This is a genomic window from Roseibium aquae, assembly GCF_008711285.1.
GTDB lineage: Bacteria > Pseudomonadota > Alphaproteobacteria > Rhizobiales > Stappiaceae > Roseibium > Roseibium aquae.
The window spans coordinates 108,112-125,111 of the sequence record NZ_VXDC01000003.1 but is presented as its reverse complement, the minus strand read 5'-3'; the positions used below and the strand labels follow the sequence as shown (position 1 = coordinate 125,111).

Below are 17,000 nucleotides of genomic sequence, written 5' to 3'. Positions count from 1 at the left end.
GGGCGGCACGCGAATGACATGACATCCCCATCGGTCATTCCCCGCTATCATCTCTACGGCGAGTACGATCCGCCGGAGAGCTTCGACTTTTTCCATATCGAGGCGATTCCGGTCCGGTCCAGGCCACTTGGCTGGCAAGTGGAACCGCACAGCCATCTGCACCTCCATCAGGCCTTTCTTCTGACGTCCGGCTGTGGCTTGCTGCTCGATGAAACCGGGCAGCAACCCGTGTCGCCAGGCCACTTCGTCTTCGTCGCGGCCGGGGCCCTGCACGGCTGGACCTTTTCACCCGATACCGAGGGGCATGTTCTGTCCTTCACCGCCGATTATCTGACACCGGAGGGGCGCGGCGTTCATCCGCTGCAGCTTCTGGGGGGGGCACAGCCGGTGCCGCTTCTGGTCCGTCCGGACCCGGCTGACATGGCGCGGGTTCGGGCCTATGTGAGGGAAATGGAAGACGAGTTCGGGCATGGATTTGGGCGCCGAACCGTCTTCAAGTCCCTTTTGACCCTTGTTCTGGCGCGCACCCTCGATCCGGCCGGCGCGCTGCCGGCCCGCGAAGGCGGCGGCCCGTCTTCCGCCGGGTTTTCCCTGTTCAGGTTCCGAAGTCTAATCGAAGAGCATTTCCGCCAGCAGCGCCGGCCCGATTTCTTTGCCGCCGCGATGGGCATGCCGGTTGCCCGGCTCAACCGCCATTGCCGGATGTTTACCGACAAGACCGTGGCCCAGGTGATCCGGGATCGGCTGATCCTCGAGGCAAAACGCCTTCTGGCCTATTCCCGTTTGAGCGTGTCCCAGATCGCCTATGATCTCGGCTATGAAGATCCCGCCTATTTCTCCCGCGTTTTCCGAAAAGAGACAGGCCTCAGTCCCCTCGACTTCCGGGACCGGCATCCCGGCTCGAACAGCGGTGGCGAAAGCGCAACTGACTGAACGCCCCGAGCACGTCCCGGTCAGTCTGACGAAATACGCTGCAACCTTTTCAGGAGATGATTGAAACCGGCCATTTTCGGCGGCGGGGCATCCCGTCGTGAAGCGTGCGGTGATGCGGTTGCTGTTTTCCGGGCAAATCAACGAATCGTGGTTGCAATTCATGCCTGGTTTGTTAACCATTTGTTAATAATGATTAACGGTTTATTTGATTGGTTAGGGCATGGGCAATTTGAAGCGCTATGGGTATGTGTATGCATTCGCGATATTTTTCATTGGGTTAGCGGTTATTGTCGGCCGGGATCAGGATATTGCCCATCACTTCGCGGAGCGGCTGGTTCAGGACACTCTGGTCATTGTGGATGCAACCGATGCGGCTATCACGGATCTCAAGGCGATGGACGTCAGGGACGCGTCTGAGGAGGCAATCGCCCTTTTCGTCAAGGCGGTTCAATCCCCAAGCCGGCTGCTGGAGACGGTCGGGGATTCGCTCGAAGACGCGCGGCGGCGCATGTCCACCCGGCATCCGGACCTGTTCACGAATGGCTGATCTTGAGGGCGCGCCGATCCGGCGCACGGTCAAGGGTCCTCAATAAGGCAATCCGACATAGTTCTCCGCAAGCATGGTCTGCGCCGCTAGTGAACCGCTCAGGTAGTCAAGTTCGGCCTGCTGCATTTTGGCGTTGAACGGGCCCAGGTCGGGGAATTGATGCAGCAGCATCGTCATCCACCATGAAAACCGTTCGGCTTTCCAGATGCGGGCAAGAGCTCGGGGCGAATAGGTGTCCAGGGCAGTGGCCGAGTGCTCGCGGTAATGGGCAATCAGGGCTTCGGAGAGATAGTGGATATCGGAGGCCGCCAGGTTCAGGCCTTTGGCGCCGGTCGGCGGCACGATATGCGCAGCGTCGCCCGCAAGCATGAGGCGCCCGAAGCGCAAGGGTTCTGCCACGAAACTGCGCAGGGGCGCGATGCTCTTCTCGATGGACGGACCCGTTTCCATGCGCGCCGCGGCCTCCGGGCCCAGCCTGATCTTCAGTTCGCGCCAGATCGCGTCGTCCGGCCAGGCCTCCGCCAGGGTGCCGTTGGGAACTTGAATGTAGTAGCGGCTCAGCGTGTGCGAGCGCATGGACGCCAGCGCGAACCCGTTTCCATGATTGGCATAGATCAGTTCGTGGTCCACCGGCGGCACATGGGCCAGAATCCCGAGCCACCCGAACGGATAGACCTTCTCATATTCCGTTATAGCCCCCCGTGGAACGGAGGCCCGGCTGACGCCATGATATCCGTCGCAGCCGCAGATGAAGTCGCATTCGATCTGGTGGCTTAGCCCGTCCTTCTGGAAGGTGACCTTTGGCCGGTCGGTTTCGAAGTCGTGAAGCGCGACGTCCTCGGCCTCATAGATCACCCGCGCGTCCCGCGCCTCATGAGCTGCCATCAAGTCCTTGGTGACTTCGGTTTGCCCGTAGACGGTGACGGCTTTCCCGCCCGTGAGCGTCTTCAAATCGATCCGCAGCCGCGTTTCGCCAACGGCGATGGTGAACCCGTCATGCGGCAGGCCCTCGGCTTTCAAGCGGCCGCCGAGTCCTGCCCGCGCCAGCATGTCCGTGAGACCCTGTTCCAGAACGCCTGCCCGGACGCGGGCGCGCACATGGCTGGCGGAGCGGCGCTCAAGAACCACGCAGTCGATGCCTTCCAGATGCAACAGCTGCGACAACAGCAGTCCGGACGGGCCCGCGCCAATAATGGCCACCTGGGTGCGCATGGTTTCCTCCTGCAGTTGGTTCGCTCACCTTCGAGGATAAGCGGCAGCGGGAAGAGCGGAATGGACGATCCGCATAAAGGCTTGGATTCCGGGTCGCCGGGCGCGTTGAATCTGTACGTTAAGTCTGTGATTCAGAATGGGAAGAAGCTTCCCTAAGGGATTCATGGGACTCCAGAATCCGGTCGATCAGGCGAGCCGCGGGACCAAGGGTGCTGGCTGGATCCATCAACGTATCCCAGTCGATTTGCCTCACGATATCCCCGTGATGTCCGGCATCGAGCACGCGGATCATGCAGCATTTGAAGTCATGACCGGTCTGAGCCGCATCCTGACAGGCGGTTTTGACGAGGTGGGCGGCATCCGTCCGATCCATATGACGGGCAAGCGCGAAACTGAGGGCTTCGGCCATGATCAGTCCTCCGCCGGACGAAAGGTTTTCCCGCATCCGATCCGTGTTCACGGCGAGCCCGTTCAGCAATCGTTCGGTGTGGGTCAGGGCTGCCCCGGACGCCAGAACGATCTGGGGCAGGGCCAGCCATTCCAATGTCCACCCGGCGCCGCCTCTTTCATGCTCCTGCAAGGCGGCCTGGTGCAGCGTTCCCAGCGCGCCGGCCGTGTGGCGGGAAAGCGCGACAAGGGTTTCCGCGCCGACCGGATTGACCTTGTTCGGCAAGGCGGAGGAGCCTCCGCCCGGCAGGCTGACTTCGGCCACCTCATTTTGCGCTAGAAGGCCGAGATCGAGGCCGAACTTGCCAAGCGAGCCGCAGACGAGCGTCCACCAGTTCGCCAGATCCAGAACCGTGTCGCGCTGGGTATGCCAGGGACCGGAGGCCACCGAAAGGTCAAGCTGGCGGGCCAAGGCAGCCTCAACCGCCAGGCCCTTGCCGCCAAACGCGGACAAGGTCCCGGCGGCGCCGGACAGGGAAACGCACAAACACCGCGGTTTCAGCTCGCGGACACGGTCCAGATGCCTCAGCAAGCCGGACAGCCATCCGGCGGCCTTGAGGCCGAAACTCGTGGGAGCGGCCTGCTGCATTCGGGTCCGCGCGGCCATTGGGGCCAGCCGGTAGGTGTCCGCCAGCACCGCGAGCCGGTCGCAGACCCGCCAGAGCGCCGCCTCGTGAAGCTTCAGAGCCTTGTCAAGGCGCAGGATCAAGCCGGTGTCCAGGATGTCCTGGCTGGTGGCACCAAGATGGACGTATTCCGCCGCGTCCCCGCCGACCAGCTCGCGCAGATGGTGGACGAACACCGGGATGGGCACACCGTCCCGCGCGGTTCCCTCGGCAAGCACCGCAGGGTCGATCTCGGTGGCCGCGCAGACCTGCGCGATGCGTTCGGCGGCGTCCGCCGGAATGACGCCGGTTTGGGCCTCGGCCCTTGCCAGGGCCGCTTCGACATCCAGAAAGGCCCTGAGGACCGCCTTGTCCTCGAACAGGGCTTTCGTCGCCGGATCGCTGACAAGCGGCCCGAACAACGCACTGTCGAAGGCGGTCCCGCTCACGGGTCAGACCGATTCAAGGGCAACGGCGATGCCCTGGCCGACCCCGATGCACATGGTGGCCAGCGCGTGCTTGCCGCCGCGTGCCTTCAATTCGAGCGCGGCCGTTCCGGCAATCCGGGCTCCTGAAGCGCCCAGCGGATGGCCTAGCGCGATCGCTCCGCCATTGGGGTTGATGAAGTCGGCGTCTTCCGGCAGGCCGAGGTCCCGCAACACCGCGATGCCCTGCGAGGCGAAGGCCTCGTTCAACTCGATGACGTCGAAGTCGCCCGGCGTCAGTCCGATCCGCGCGCATAGTTTACGCGTGGCCGGGGCCGGACCAATTCCCATGATCCGGGGCGGCACCCCGGCCGTTGCACCGCCCACGACGCGGGCGAGCGGTGTGAGATTGTATTTCTCGACCGCGGATTCCGAGGCGACAAGCAGGGCGGCCGCGCCATCATTGACGCCGGAGGCGTTTCCGGCTGTAACCGTGCCGTTTTCCCGGAACGGCGTCTTCAGCTTGGCAAGGGTTTCCATGGTGGTGCCGGCGCGCGGATGCTCGTCCTTGTCCACGATGACGGGATCACCCTTGCGCTGCCGGATCGTGACCGCGACGATTTCCTTCGCCAGGCGCCCGTTTTCCTGGGCGGCGACGGCCCGGGCCTGGCTGCGCACCGCGAACGCATCCTGGTCGGCGCGCGAAATCTGAAAGTCTTCGGCCACGTTCTCGCCCGTCTCGGGCATGGAATCGATCCCGTATTGCCGCTTCATCAGCGGATTGACGAAGCGCCAGCCGATAGTAGTGTCGAAAATCTCAGCGGACCGGCTGAAGGCCGTCTCCGCCTTGGGCATCACGAACGGAGCCCGCGACATGCTTTCAACGCCGCCGGCAATGGCAATGTCCAGTTCTCCGGCCATGATCCCGCGTGCCGCGAGGATCAGTGCGTCCATGCCGGACCCGCACAAGCGGTTGATCGTGGTGCCCGGCACCGTGTCCGGAAGGCCGGCCAGAAGCGCGGCCATGCGGGCCACGTTCCGGTTGTCTTCGCCGGCCTGGTTCGCGCAGCCATAGTAGACTTCATCCACGGCTTCCCACGCAACATCCGGGTTGCGCTCGATCAGGGCCTCGATCGGAATGGCGGCCAGATCATCCGCTCGGACCGATGACAGGCTGCCGCCGAAGCGTCCGATCGGGGTGCGGACATAGTCGCAAATAAAGGCGTGATGCATGGGGTTTATGCTCCAGAATGGGCGGCCTTGGTCCGGGCATGAAGGTCGCGCAGGACTTCAAGCTCCTCGGCCGTCGGGGCAGGGGTTTCGCCGACGGTTTCCGCAAAGCGCGGCTCCCAGCCAACGGTTTCAACAATGTGTTCCCGGCGGACGCCGGGGTGCAACGAGGTCACGGTGAATTCCCGGGTGCCGGGATCAGGTTCCCAGATCGCCAGATCGGTCAGAAGCAGGGTGGGGCCCTTCGTGGCCACGCCCTTGGCCTGACGGTCGCCGCCGCCCGTTCCATGACCCAGCGAGGTGATGAAGTCGAGCTTTTCGACAAATCCGCGCCGGGATTGCTTCATGGTGATGAAGATCTGGCCGCAGGAAATCGCGATTTCCGGGGCGCCGCCGCCACCGGGCAAACGGACCTTGGGACGGGTGTAGTCACCGACCACAGTCGTGTTCAGGTTTCCAAACCGGTCGATTTGCGCTCCGCCCAGGAAACCGACGGTGATCCGTCCACCTTGTAACCAATACCGGAACATCTCCGGCACAGAGACGGTGGTAAGCGCCGTGTCGCACAATTCCCCATCGCCAATCGACAGGGGAAGAACGCTGGGGGCCGTTCCGATGGTGCCGCTTTCATAGATGAGCGTGATGTCGGGCGCATGGGTCAAACGGGCCACATTGCAGGCGGCGGAAGGGGCGTCGATGCCAACGAAACAAACATCGTCATTCTTGAGTGCCCGCGCCGCGGCAATGGTCATCATTTCCGAAGGGGTGAAACCGCTCATTTCGCACCTCCGTCCTGCCGCAACCGCGCGGTCCGGATTTCGAAGATCTCCGGACCGACCTTCATCACATTTTCTTCCATCCAGGACAGAAACACCTCGCGTTCCGCCGCGATCCGGTCCCAGGCGATATAGGCACCGTTGTCCCGGCCGTAATAGCCCTGGGCATAGGACGGGTGAGCGCCGCCGGGCACCTGTGCGATGGCACCGATGGTCCAATGAGGAAGGATGGTCGCGTTGGGCGAGCGCGCCCCGAAATCGTCGACGATTTCCTCGACAGTGACGATGGACCGTTTGGATGCGAGAACCGCTTCCTTCTGCACACCGGTGATCCCCTCCAGGAAGACATTGCCTTTCCGGTCGGCCCGGAGCGCATGGATCACCGCGACATTCGGGCGGATGGCCGGCACGGCGGCCAGTTCCTCGCCCGTGAACGGACAGGTCACGCTTTTGATATTCGGGTTGACCGATGGCAGGTCGACCCCCCGGTAGCCCCGGAAAATCGCGCAAGGCAGCCCGGCGGCGCCGGCCTCGTAGGCGTTGGCCAGCGCGGCGTGGCTATGTTCCTCCAGCTCGATCGGATGGGGCCAGCCTTCTTCCACGGCATCGCGCAGGCGCCGCAACAAGCCGACGCCGGGATTGCCGGCGAAGGAAAACACCAACTTTCGCACGCAGCCCATGCCGATCAACTGGTCATAGATCAGATCCGGCGTCATGCGGATGACAGTCAGGTCCCTCCGGCCCTGCCGGATGACCTCATGCGCAGCCGCGTGGGGGATCAGATGCGTGAAGCCTTCGAAGGCGACGGTGTCGCCGTCGAAGATGTTTTGCGCGACCGCATCATGAAGGGTGTGAAACTGAGCCATGGCCTGATGGTTGTATGGGTGGGACAGCGCGGAATGTCATATGTCGAAAAAGACGGTTTCACGGTCGCCCTGAAGGTGAATGTCGAAGCGATAGAGCGGTTTGCCGTCTCTCAAGGTCCGGTCCGCGATAAGGGTTTTGCGGCGGTCCGGCGAGCCGATGGATGCCAGGATCGGATCCGCCGCATTCCGTTCAAGCTCGTCGGAGAAGTAAAGCCGGGTATGCAAGCCGACATTGATGCCACGGGCAACGATCCAGAAGCTGATATGAGGGGCCTGCATGACGCCGTCCCGGCCGGGGACCGGGCCCGGCTTCACCGTGTGTAGACTGTACACGCCCGTGCCGAAATCTGCCGCCATGCGCCCGAAGCCCCGGATATCAGCGGATCCTGACGGGTCTTCGGGGTGCGCATGCCGTCCTGATGCATCGGCCTGCCAGCTTTCCAGAACAGCGTCCCGAACGGGCATGCCCTCACCATCATGAACGACACCTTCAATCGTGATGTGTTCGCCGGGCGTATCCGGCCGAACGACCACATTCGTGACGGTGCGGTCAAGAACGTGAATACCCGTTGCGGCCGGGACGAGGCCGATATGAACATACGGTCCGGCCGTCTGGCTCGCGGTTTCTCTCAGATCGGGAACGCGGGTTGGCATGGTTTCAATTCCCCGCCAGACGGTTTTCGAACAAGGTGGAGCGGCGTCCCCGCAGCACGATGTCGAACCGGTAGGCCAGACAGTCGAACGGTTCTGCGGCGTTCATATCGAGGCGCGCGGTCAGTCCGTCAATCGCCCGGGGATCGGGGATCGTCTGGGCGATCGGGCAAAGCGGGATCAGCGGATCTCCCTCGAAATAGAGCTGCGTGATCAGCCTTTGGCAGAACGCCCGTCCGAATATGGAAAAATGAATATGCGCAGGCCGCCAGCTGTTGGTCGAGTTGGGCCAGGGATAGGCGCCGGGCTTGATCGTGCGGAAGGCGTAGTACCCGGCGTCATCGGTCAGACAGCGTCCGCAGCCGCCGAAATTGGGATCAAGCGGCGCGAGATAGCCATCGTTCGTGTGGCGGTAGCGTCCGCCGGCATTGGCTTGCCAGACCTCGATGAGCGTGCCGGGAAGGCCCCGCCCGTTCTCGTCCATGACATGCCCGTGCACGATAATCCGTTCCCCGATGGGATCGCCGGAAACCGCATGGTTCCTGATCAGGTCGTCGTCGAGCGGGCCGAGTTCGTCGTGTCCGAATACGGGTCCGGTCATCTCGGACAGCGTTTGACCGAGGGACACGAGGGGCTTTTGCGGGCTGCGGGTGACCGACGTCTTGTATCCCGGAGTGAATGCCGGCGGGTGACGCAGGCGGTCCCGAGGGAAATAGGCGCCGGGCTTGCGGCCGGACGCTTCTTGTTCTGCCATTCGTTCCTCCCGCAAGAGACGGCTTACCGGTCTCTCGATTCCGCTGGATCCGGCTCCTCAGCCAGAACCTGTTTTGCAACCTTGAAGGCCACATTGGCTGCCGGAACACCGGCATAGATCGCCACATGCAACAAGGCTTCGCGGATATCCTCCGGCCGTGCGCCCGTTTTGCGTGTGGCCCTGATATGCATGGCCAGTTCATCCGTGTGGCCGAGAGCGGCGAGCAGCGCAATGGTGATCATGCTCCGTTCCCGGCTGGAAATCGTCTCGTTGGACCAGACCGTTCCCCAGGCGCTCTCGGTGATCAGCGTTTGAAAGTCGCGGTCCAAATCCGTGATACCAGCGGTGGCCCTGTCCACATGCGCATCTCCGAGGATCGCCCGGCGCGTCTTCATGCCGTCAAGGCAACGGGATCCGGGCGGGCGGTCAGACAAGCCGGGCCTCCTGGAAAAAGGCCTGCATGGCATCGATCATCGCGGCAGGTTGATCGATGCAGGGAAGGTGACCGGCATCCGGGATTTCAACAAACCGTGCTCCGGGGATCAGGTCGGCCGTGGCTTTAACCACCGCCGGCGGGGTGGAGCCGTCTTCCGAGCCGCCGAGGCAGAGTACAGGCAGTTTGAGATGGGAGGTCGGAACGCTGTAGTCCGTGTCACGAAGCGCGAAAGAGGTTCCGGCATAGCCATTGACCGGTGTCCGGGTCACCATGGCGCGCCAACCTTGCACCTCTTCCGGATGTTGATTGCGAAATTCTTCGGAAAACCAGCGCTCAAGGACGTTCTCCGCAATTGCCTCGATCCCGCCATGCTCGACCTTCGCGATCCGCTCGTTCCACAGATCGCGCGTGCCAATGCGCGCGGCGGTATCTGCCAGCACCAATGCCCTGACCAGATCCGGCCGTTTGGCCGCCAACCCTTGTGCGATCATGCCGCCGACGGACAATCCGGCGACGATGGCATCGCGAATATCCAGCCGGTCCAGCAGCGCTTCAAGGTCGCCGACATGGTCGGACATTGCATAGGGCGGCGGCGGTGCCTCGCTGAGCCCATGGCCCCGCTTGTCGTACCGGACGATGCGGAAGTGTCCGGAAAAGGCGGGCGCCACCCGGTCCCAGAGACGGAAGTCCGTGCCCAGCGAGTTCGAAAAAACAAGGGCCGGCCGTTCCGTCTGTCCGGTGTCGGACATATGCAGGGTCACGTCGTTGACCCTCATCATCTTCATCGAGCGGTCCTCTTCTCTCGTGCTGCGTGCATGCCTGCGGCTTTGGAAAGAGTCGCGAAACATCTTCAACAGCGCGGCCCGTTTGTAAAACAAGAAATGCGCGCAGGGTCATGACATAGCGGAATGATCTTTCAATCGTGGCGGCGAATGTCATCATCCGACAGGTAGGTGCCGGATTGCACCTCGATCATGCGCACCGGGATCCGGCCGGGATTGTGCAGCGTGTGCTTGGCGCCCAGCGGCACATAGGCCGATTGGTTTTCCGTCAGCAGCCTCACCTCTCCGTCAATGGTTATTTCCACGGTTCCGGAGACGACCACCCAGTGCTCGGTGCGGTGCAGATGACTTTGCAGGGAAAGGCGTTTGCCGGGTTTGATCATCATGGATTGCACGGTGAACCGTTCCCCGGCATTGATTCTTTCGGAATAGCCCCACGGCTTGTAGGCGCGTGGATGGGCGTCGGCTTCGGACCGCCCCTCTGCCTCCAATTGCTCGACAATTGTCTTGACGTCTTGCGCCTTGTCCCGGTGTGCGACCAGCACGCTGTCGCGCGTGGCGACAACCAGGACGTCCTCAAGGCCGATCACCGACACAAGCCCTTCATCGGCGTAGGCAAGGCAATTCGAACTGCCGAGAAAGCGTGTATCGCCCAGGCCGCAGTTACCGGCGCCGTCCTTTTGCAGCACCGTCCAGATTGCAGACCAGGATCCCAGGTCATCCCAGTCTGGGTCAACCGGGACGCAGGAAATGTTGCTGGCCCTTTCCATGATCGCATAGTCGATGGAAATGTTTTCGATCTTGCCGAACTCTTCCGGATCGAGACGGGTAAAATCCAGATCTGCGCGCCGTGTTGCCAGTGTTTTGCGCACTTGGGACAACAGGGCGGGGCGATGGGTCGCGAACGCCTCGATCATGGTGCTGGCGGCATAGAGGAAGATGCCGGCATTCCAGACATAGGACGCGTCCGCCACGAACTTGGTGGCCGTTTCGAGATCTGGTTTTTCGACAAAGGCTTCCACCGGATAAATCGGTCCAGGACCCTGTTTCATCCGGATGTACCCGTACCCGGTTTGGGCCGAGGTCGGTTTGATTCCGAAGGTCACGATTTGGCCCGCCCGAGCGGCTTCGACCGCCATCTGGACCGCATCGCCAAACGCATCCTCCCGTCCGATCAGGTGATCGGAGGGCGCAAGAAGCAGAAGCGCATCGGGGTCGCGTTCCTGCGCGATGAGCGCGGCCATCAGGGCGGGAGCCGCCGTGTTCCGTCCGGCCGGCTCCAGAAGAATGGTGTCGGCGGGACAATCGATCTCCTCAAGCTGTTCGCCGATCAGGAAACGGTGGGCGTTGTTGCCGATGATGATCGGGCGGCGGTAGAGATCGCCGGACACCCGCTTGCAGGTTTTCTGGAACAGGCTTTCGCCGTCAAAGATAGGTAAAAACTGCTTGGGCCGGTCCTTCCGGGACAAGGGCCAGAGACGGGATCCGACGCCGCCGGACAAAATGCAGGGAAAAATCATTGTTTGCCGATGGAGCCGTGAGGATCTATGCGCTTGTGAAGATATTCGATCCGCACCGTAATTCCATTCGCGGCCGGTTTCCAGTCGGTCCCGCATCTTCCCGGCCGGATCAAGCTCGGCGTTGCACTTCGCCCGATGTCTTCCTATAACGTAATAAGATAACGTCTGGCGGCGCGGGTGACCGGCTGCGCAGCGAAAAAGGCAAAATGCACATGGCGGATCGGTCCGCACCCCTTTTGGAACTGTCCGGTGCCGGCATCGAGAGAGCGGGAAACTGGCTCGTTCGTGGCGTTGATCTCGCGGTCGAACCCGGCAAGATCGTCACCCTTATCGGTCCGAATGGTTCGGGAAAGTCGACCACCGCCAAGCTGGCGCTGGGCATTCTGCGTCCGACGGAGGGCACAGCCTGGCGCCGGGACGGGCTACGGGTCGGGTATGTGCCGCAAAAGCTCATGATCGACTGGACCTTGCCGCTGACCGTGGCCCGGTTCATGTCCCTCACGGATCGGGTGAGCGACGCGCAGATCGACGACGCGCTGACCCGGACGGGAGCGGGGCACCTTCAGGCGGCGGAGGTCCGCCACTTGTCCGGCGGACAGATGCAGCGCGTGATGCTTGCGAGGGCGATCGCCCGCAAGCCGGATGTCCTGGTGCTCGACGAACCGGTGCAGGGTGTCGACTATTCGGGCGAAATCGCGATCTACAATCTGATTTCCGATATCCGCGCAGCGCTCGGTTGCGGCGTCTTGATGATCTCGCATGACCTGCACGTCGTGATGGCGGCAACGGACGAAGTTGTCTGCCTCAACGGTCATGTCTGCTGCCGCGGCGCTCCGGGCGATGTTTCGCAAAGCCCGGCCTTTCACCGCTTGTTCGGACATCGGGCCGGCGAGGCTCTTGCCGTTTATCAGCATCAGCACGATCATGTTCATCTGCCCGATGGCCGGGTCCGTCATGCGGATGGGCAGATCACAACGGGCTGTTCCCATTCGGGTGCCGGCGCGCTCGCCCATGACCACCCTGACGAACCTGTAAAGACACATCATGCTGGATGACTTTTTCGTCCGCGCTCTTCTGGCCGGGATCGGTGTTGCGCTGGTCGCAGGCCCGCTTGGCTGCTTTATCGTTTGGCGGCGCATGGCCTATTTTGGCGATACGCTGGCCCATGCCGCCCTGCTCGGTGTGGCTTTGTCGCTTCTGCTGGAGGTAAATACCACGCTTTCGGTTTTCGCTGTCAGTGTCGCCATCGCGATGCTTCTACTCGGCTTGGGGCGCACGCAAACCCTGTCGTCGGATGCCCTTCTCGGGCTTTTGTCCCACTCCGCGCTGGCCGTCGGCCTGGTCTGTCTGGCGTTCATGACCTGGATCCGTGTTGATCTGACCGGATTGCTGTTTGGCGATATCCTGGCGGTTTCCAAACTCGATCTTTTGACCATCTATGTGGGGGGAGCGGCGGTGCTTCTGGGGCTTTCACTGATCTGGAGGGCGTTGTTCGCCGCAACGGTCAACCCGGATCTGGCCGCCGCCGAGGGAATGCGGCCGGAACGGGCGAATTTCCTTTTCACCTTGCTCATGGCTGGTGTCATCGCGATTGCGATGAAGGTTGTCGGGGTCTTGCTGATCACGGCCCTGTTGATAATTCCAGCTGCGGCCGCCCGCCGGTTTTCAGGCGGGCCGGAGCAAATGGCACTGATCGCGGCAGGCCTTGGGGTTCTGTCGGTCGTTGCCGGCCTCTATGGGTCCTTGAATTTTGATACACCGTCCGGGCCGAGTATCGTGGTGGCCGCGATGGTGTTTTTCGGGCTGTCGCTGATACCATTGCCCGGAAAGCGGAGGATCTGGAACCGGTGAATCAAGAGGAAACTCCCATGACCCTTCAGGCGCAACCGGAACTGACAAAGAACCAGTCGCTGGTGTTCAGCGCTCTGAACCGGGCAGACGGACCCCTGACCGCCTATGCCATTTTGGACGAATTGCGGGCGGAGGGCTTTCGGGCACCGTTGCAGGTTTACAGAGCCCTTGAGCGGCTGCAGGCCTATGGTCTGGTGCACCGGCTGGAAAGCCTGAATGCCTTTGTCGCCTGCTCACACCCGCAATGTGCTCACCAGGAAAGCGCGGCATTCGCGATCTGCGAAAAATGCGGCCAGGTCGCTGAGTTTTCCCCCGGCCGCGCGACGGACGCCCTGAAGGCGTGGGCCACTCAGACCGGCTTTGCTCTGACCAACACGACGATCGAATTACGCGGCATGTGCAGGCTTTGCTCTGGTGCGCCCGCCCCTTGCGCCTAACAGCCGCGCCCCGTTCACACCGCGTTCGGCAAGATGAGAGCGATCATGACAGCCAGGGTGACCGGGATCCGCAGTTTCGGATACCACTCCGGGGCATGGGCTTGGCGCACGGTATAAAGATCATAAAGAAGCATGGCGCCGAGACCGGCCGCCAGGCCGACCGAGCCGACGGCGAAGGGCATGGCCACGCACACCCAAGCGATCAGGCTTGGGACCACGCTGATGCTCAGCTTGCCGAGCGCTGGCGCCCCGGCGTCGATCCGTTGGCGTGCCATTTCCAGTCCCCATTGGACGCCGCCGAGAAAAGACAGGATCACAGCTCCGTAGACCATCAGTCCGACTTCCGCGCGGGGCTGGTCGAAAGGGGGCAGCAAAAAGGTCGCCAGGCTCAGCGCGCCGAACGGCAGGAAGCCTGCCGCGGTGAGCCAAACGGCAGGAGCCGGAACCTTGGAGCCAGCGGGTGAGGGCGGGGTGGGCGCGGCGGCGCCGGGACTTTGGGTGATCATCAGGATCCAGAAAACTTGAGAGCTCAATTCACGGCTGCTGGCGCCGCGACGCGGGCGAGCTGTGCCTCGATTTCACGCACGATTTGATCGGAAGTGGGGTTCACGGGCGTTGCGAACCAGGCGACGGGATCTCCGGCGGGGCCAATCAGATACTTATGAAAATTCCAGTATGGGCGCGCCTGCAGACCGAACTCCGAGGCCGCCCACTTGTAAAAGGGATGCGCTGCGGAGCCCGACACCGCGGTCTTTTCCGTCATCTGGAACTGCGCGCCATACTTGGCCTCGCAATAGCCTTCGATCTCGGAATTCGATTTGGGTTCCTGATTGCCGAAGTCGTTGGACGGGACACCGAGAACGACCAGGCCCCTGTCCGCAAACCGGGCGTGCAGCTCTTGCAGGTCGCCAATCTGTCCCCTGAAACCGCAAGCAGTTGCCGTGTTGACAACCAGGAGAACCTGTCCGGCATAGTCGGAAAGCGGCAACGGTGCCCCGCCCGGCGTGTTGAACGAGAAATCATGCGCCGATCCGCCTGCTCGCGCGGCCGAAGTTGGGAGACTGCCCGCAAGCAGGCCCGCCGCCATGGCGATTGCGCCGGTCATGGCAAAAACACGTTTCAACATGATTGGTGACCCTCCCGGTTGCCTTTTGATCCAACGCATCTACGTCTTTTGGTCTGGCGTGGTTCACTGATACCAGTCGCCGTCCCCCATACTCCGACCGCTTCAAGAATGACCCGCATGCCAACATCCGAAACCCTCCAAGATCCCGTTTCCAACCGCTTGTGTGTCATCGGCGCCGGACTTTGCGGTCTGACGGCGGCGGCCCGTGCAAAAACCGCCGGTTGGGCGGTCACGGTTCTGGACAAGGGGCGGGGCGTCGGCGGCCGGATGTCCAGGCGCAGAACTCACGAGGGGTTTGAGTTCGATCACGGTGCGCAGTATTTCACGGCCCGCACCGGGGCCTTTCAGACGCTCTTGGGCGAGGCGGAGCGGGCAGGCGCTGTCGCACTGTGGACCCGGGAAGCTGCTGACACTGGTGTGAACGCCCGCGAACCCTGGTGGGTGGGAACGCCTGGAATGACCGGTCTTGCCAGATGGCTGGAAAACCAGGTCAGGGCGGAAACCGGCCGGACGGCGGTCAAACTCAACCGGGTGGAAGGTCTTTGGCATGTCGGCACCCGGGAAGGGCAGGTCCACGGTCCCTTCGAGCGGATTGTGATCGCGGTCCCGCCCGCGCAGGCGCGATCGCTTCTTGCAACGTACCTGGTGACCGATCCGGCCATGGATCGGCTCGCCGGGGTGGAAATCGACCCGTGCTGGGCGGTGATGCTGGCATTCGACCGGAGGCAGAATTGCATGCCGGACATCATGCGCGACCCGAACAGCTCAATCGGCTGGGCCGCGCGCAACGCCAGCAAACCGTGGCGGCCAACCGAAATCGAGACGCTGGTCGTCCATATGAGCGGAGACTGGAGCAAGGCGCATCTGGAGGAGGCGCCGGACCAGGTCGCGGCGATGGCCTTGGGCGAGCTCCAGGCGGTGACGGACGGCGCAGTGTCGGCCCCGGTCTTCCTTTCGGCGCATCGCTGGCGCTACGCCAAGACAATTACACCCCTTGGCTCGCCGATGCTGGAGGCGTTCGGCGGAGAGGTGCTCGTCGGCGGCGACTGGTGCCTTGGGGCGCGCGTGGAGTGTGCCTTTCAAAGCGGGATGGCCATCGGTCAGGCGCTGCAAAATACCCTGGCCCGCGCCGGCAACTGAGCGGGAAATGATTGGCAGCGGACCCGCGCGCAGGACGGCCGACGGGCGCGCTCGCGCGTATGCGCGCGGTTTCGGCGGCCCTCCGCCGGTCGCTCAATCCGTCTGATCGGCCTCATTTTGCTCGAGTTGGCCGACGAAGCGCACGCCGACCTGGGATCCCTCCCGCCAGATAACCTTGGTTGGGATCAGCGCCTGGTCCTCCGGGATATCGAGGAGGAAACCCGTGGGGAGCACTGCGTCTTCTGGAACCACAAGCAGAGCTCCCACCGCGCTCGCATTGCGAACCAGACAGTCGGTGACACGGGAGGGGGCCGCGTGAATGATCCGGGCCTGCTTGCGGGTCTCGGCCCGATTTACTGTTCTGCGTTCCACATCCATGGCCGGAATCTACGATCGTTGACGCGGCCAGCCTAGTGGGCAGCGGTGAAAAAAGGCTTTTCCCGACCGTTAAAAACCACGCAAGGCGGACGCGCGGCCGTTTTCTCCAATCCTATCATAACAAGGCCTTGACCCGGCATGGCAAGTTGTCGAGGGTGACGTCGAGGAGAACGGGCGTGAGCCCGTAGGATTGTGAGGGATTTGATGCTTGCCTTTATCGCGGGTCTCGTCGTTTTTTTCGGGCTGCACACCTTGCCGATGGCCACCGGCCTGAAAGCAAGGGTCGTATCCGGCCTCGGGCAAATCCCCTACAGGATCTTGTACTCGGTTCTGTCCCTCGCTGGCCTGCTGCTGATCATCTACGGCTACCGGGATGCCCAGGCGGTCAGTCCTGTCTTGTACTCGCCGCCCTATTGGATGCGCCACGTGGTGATGCTTTTGATGATCCCGGCGTTCATCCTTTTGATCGCAGCTTATGTGCAGGGCCGGATCAAGCGGGCCTTCAAGCATCCAATGCTGGTCGCGGTGAAGCTTTGGGCCTTGTCGCACCTTCTCATCCGCGGTGACCTGGCTTCCGTGCTGTTGTTCGGGAGTTTCCTCGTGTGGGCGGTTGTCGACCGGATTTCCCTGAAGCGGCGGACGGATGGTGAGCCTTCCGTCGCCATTCATGTGGACGAGAGCCGGCCCTACATGGACGCGGTTATTATCGTTGCTGGCTTGGCTCTTTATCTCTGGTTCGTGTTCCAGGGGCACGCTTGGCTGATCGGTGTGCCGATCTCCTAACGGGTGGATCCCGGCGCCGGCGTGGTCCTTGGTTGATGGCAACGGCGAGCTGAAACTGATGCGCTTGCCTCACTTGTGCCATCATGACGAGGATTAAGAAG

General features: G+C 62.5%; 20 protein-coding genes. 7 read left to right on the top strand and 13 right to left on the bottom strand.

Annotated elements, in window-relative coordinates; all coding sequences use genetic code 11:
• The first annotated feature begins 18 nt into the window (after positions 1-18).
• Together F0184_RS06245 and F0184_RS06240 are read left to right on the top strand one after the other, a co-directional pair.
• Positions 19-933 (top strand): helix-turn-helix domain-containing protein, encoded by a 915-nt coding sequence (locus F0184_RS06245; RefSeq protein WP_150495307.1) that lies wholly within the window; start codon positions 19-21, stop codon positions 931-933.
• A 220-nt stretch (positions 934-1,153) separates the two neighbouring features.
• Complete coding sequence (locus tag F0184_RS06240; protein WP_150495306.1) at positions 1,154-1,480, top strand: hypothetical protein; 327 nt, start codon at positions 1,154-1,156, stop codon at positions 1,478-1,480.
• Between the two features lie 39 nt (positions 1,481-1,519).
• Here the strand turns inward: F0184_RS06240 and pobA are convergent, their stop codons facing one another.
• The 10 genes from pobA to F0184_RS06190 all read right to left on the bottom strand — a co-directional run bounded on the left by pobA (position 1,520) and on the right by F0184_RS06190 (position 11,184).
• The gene (pobA, locus tag F0184_RS06235; RefSeq protein WP_150495305.1) at positions 1,520-2,692 is read right to left on the bottom strand and encodes a 4-hydroxybenzoate 3-monooxygenase; all 1,173 of its coding nucleotides are present in this window, start codon (positions 2,690-2,692) and stop codon (positions 1,520-1,522) included.
• A 118-nt stretch (positions 2,693-2,810) separates the two neighbouring features.
• Positions 2,811-4,193, bottom strand: a complete 1,383-nt coding sequence (gene pcaB, locus F0184_RS06230; protein ID WP_150495304.1) for a 3-carboxy-cis,cis-muconate cycloisomerase — start codon at positions 4,191-4,193, stop codon at positions 2,811-2,813.
• A 3-nt stretch (positions 4,194-4,196) separates the two neighbouring features.
• Complete coding sequence (gene pcaF, locus F0184_RS06225) at positions 4,197-5,402, bottom strand: 3-oxoadipyl-CoA thiolase (RefSeq protein WP_150495303.1); 1,206 nt, start codon at positions 5,400-5,402, stop codon at positions 4,197-4,199.
• A gap of 5 nt (positions 5,403-5,407) precedes the next feature.
• Complete coding sequence (locus tag F0184_RS06220; protein WP_150495302.1) at positions 5,408-6,178, bottom strand: CoA-transferase subunit beta; 771 nt, start codon at positions 6,176-6,178, stop codon at positions 5,408-5,410.
• Positions 6,175-7,041 (bottom strand): CoA transferase subunit A, encoded by an 867-nt coding sequence (locus F0184_RS06215; RefSeq protein ID WP_150495301.1) that lies wholly within the window; start codon positions 7,039-7,041, stop codon positions 6,175-6,177. Before F0184_RS06215 ends, F0184_RS06220 begins: the two co-directional genes overlap by 4 nt.
• 36 nt (positions 7,042-7,077) lie before the next feature.
• Entirely contained in the window at positions 7,078-7,695 is a 618-nt protein-coding gene (pcaG, locus tag F0184_RS06210) for a protocatechuate 3,4-dioxygenase subunit alpha (protein ID WP_150495300.1), read from the bottom strand.
• A 4-nt stretch (positions 7,696-7,699) separates the two neighbouring features.
• Positions 7,700-8,446, bottom strand: coding sequence for a protocatechuate 3,4-dioxygenase subunit beta (pcaH, locus tag F0184_RS06205; protein ID WP_150495299.1), 747 nt, complete (start codon positions 8,444-8,446; stop codon positions 7,700-7,702).
• Between the two features lie 23 nt (positions 8,447-8,469).
• Positions 8,470-8,841: a 4-carboxymuconolactone decarboxylase gene (gene pcaC / locus F0184_RS06200; protein ID WP_150495500.1), complete on the bottom strand. Its 372-nt coding sequence runs from the start codon at positions 8,839-8,841 to the stop codon at positions 8,470-8,472.
• A 31-nt stretch (positions 8,842-8,872) separates the two neighbouring features.
• On the bottom strand, positions 8,873-9,667 hold the full coding sequence (gene pcaD, locus F0184_RS06195) for a 3-oxoadipate enol-lactonase (RefSeq protein WP_150495298.1): 795 nt from the start codon (positions 9,665-9,667) through the stop codon (positions 8,873-8,875).
• A gap of 131 nt (positions 9,668-9,798) precedes the next feature.
• Positions 9,799-11,184: a mannose-1-phosphate guanylyltransferase/mannose-6-phosphate isomerase gene (locus F0184_RS06190; RefSeq protein WP_150495297.1), complete on the bottom strand. Its 1,386-nt coding sequence runs from the start codon at positions 11,182-11,184 to the stop codon at positions 9,799-9,801.
• A 212-nt stretch (positions 11,185-11,396) separates the two neighbouring features.
• Here F0184_RS06190 and F0184_RS06185 point away from each other — a divergent pair, with 212 nt between their 5' ends.
• From F0184_RS06185 to F0184_RS06175, 3 genes are read left to right on the top strand one after another with little or no spacing between them, the layout of a single operon-like run.
• A complete protein-coding gene (locus F0184_RS06185; RefSeq protein ID WP_150495296.1) occupies positions 11,397-12,239 on the top strand; it encodes an ATP-binding cassette domain-containing protein in 843 nt (280 codons plus the stop codon).
• Positions 12,229-13,035, top strand: a complete 807-nt coding sequence (locus F0184_RS06180) for a metal ABC transporter permease (protein WP_150495295.1) — start codon at positions 12,229-12,231, stop codon at positions 13,033-13,035. The genes F0184_RS06185 and F0184_RS06180 overlap by 11 nt, the downstream gene beginning before the upstream one ends.
• 17 nt (positions 13,036-13,052) lie before the next feature.
• A complete protein-coding gene (locus F0184_RS06175) occupies positions 13,053-13,472 on the top strand; it encodes a Fur family transcriptional regulator (RefSeq protein WP_150495294.1) in 420 nt (139 codons plus the stop codon).
• 14 nt (positions 13,473-13,486) lie between these two features.
• Here the strand turns inward: F0184_RS06175 and F0184_RS06170 are convergent, their stop codons facing one another.
• A complete protein-coding gene (locus F0184_RS06170) occupies positions 13,487-14,005 on the bottom strand; it encodes a DUF3429 domain-containing protein (protein ID WP_188656267.1) in 519 nt (172 codons plus the stop codon).
• The gene (locus F0184_RS06165; RefSeq protein WP_244299001.1) at positions 14,002-14,598 is read right to left on the bottom strand and encodes a glutathione peroxidase; all 597 of its coding nucleotides are present in this window, start codon (positions 14,596-14,598) and stop codon (positions 14,002-14,004) included. Before F0184_RS06165 ends, F0184_RS06170 begins: the two co-directional genes overlap by 4 nt.
• Before the next feature lie 117 nt (positions 14,599-14,715).
• Here F0184_RS06165 and F0184_RS06160 point away from each other — a divergent pair, with 117 nt between their 5' ends.
• Positions 14,716-15,738, top strand: a complete 1,023-nt coding sequence (locus tag F0184_RS06160; RefSeq protein ID WP_172972004.1) for an NAD(P)/FAD-dependent oxidoreductase — start codon at positions 14,716-14,718, stop codon at positions 15,736-15,738.
• A gap of 93 nt (positions 15,739-15,831) precedes the next feature.
• Here the strand turns inward: F0184_RS06160 and F0184_RS06155 are convergent, their stop codons facing one another.
• Positions 15,832-16,116 carry a PilZ domain-containing protein gene (locus F0184_RS06155; RefSeq protein WP_150495291.1) on the bottom strand — a complete coding sequence of 95 codons (285 nt, stop codon included), beginning with the start codon at positions 16,114-16,116 and terminating at the stop codon, positions 15,832-15,834.
• 204 nt (positions 16,117-16,320) lie between these two features.
• On the opposite strand from F0184_RS06155, the gene F0184_RS06150 reads away from it, so the two are divergent.
• Complete coding sequence (locus F0184_RS06150) at positions 16,321-16,899, top strand: NnrU family protein (protein WP_150495290.1); 579 nt, start codon at positions 16,321-16,323, stop codon at positions 16,897-16,899.
• The last annotated feature ends 101 nt before the right edge of the window (positions 16,900-17,000 follow it).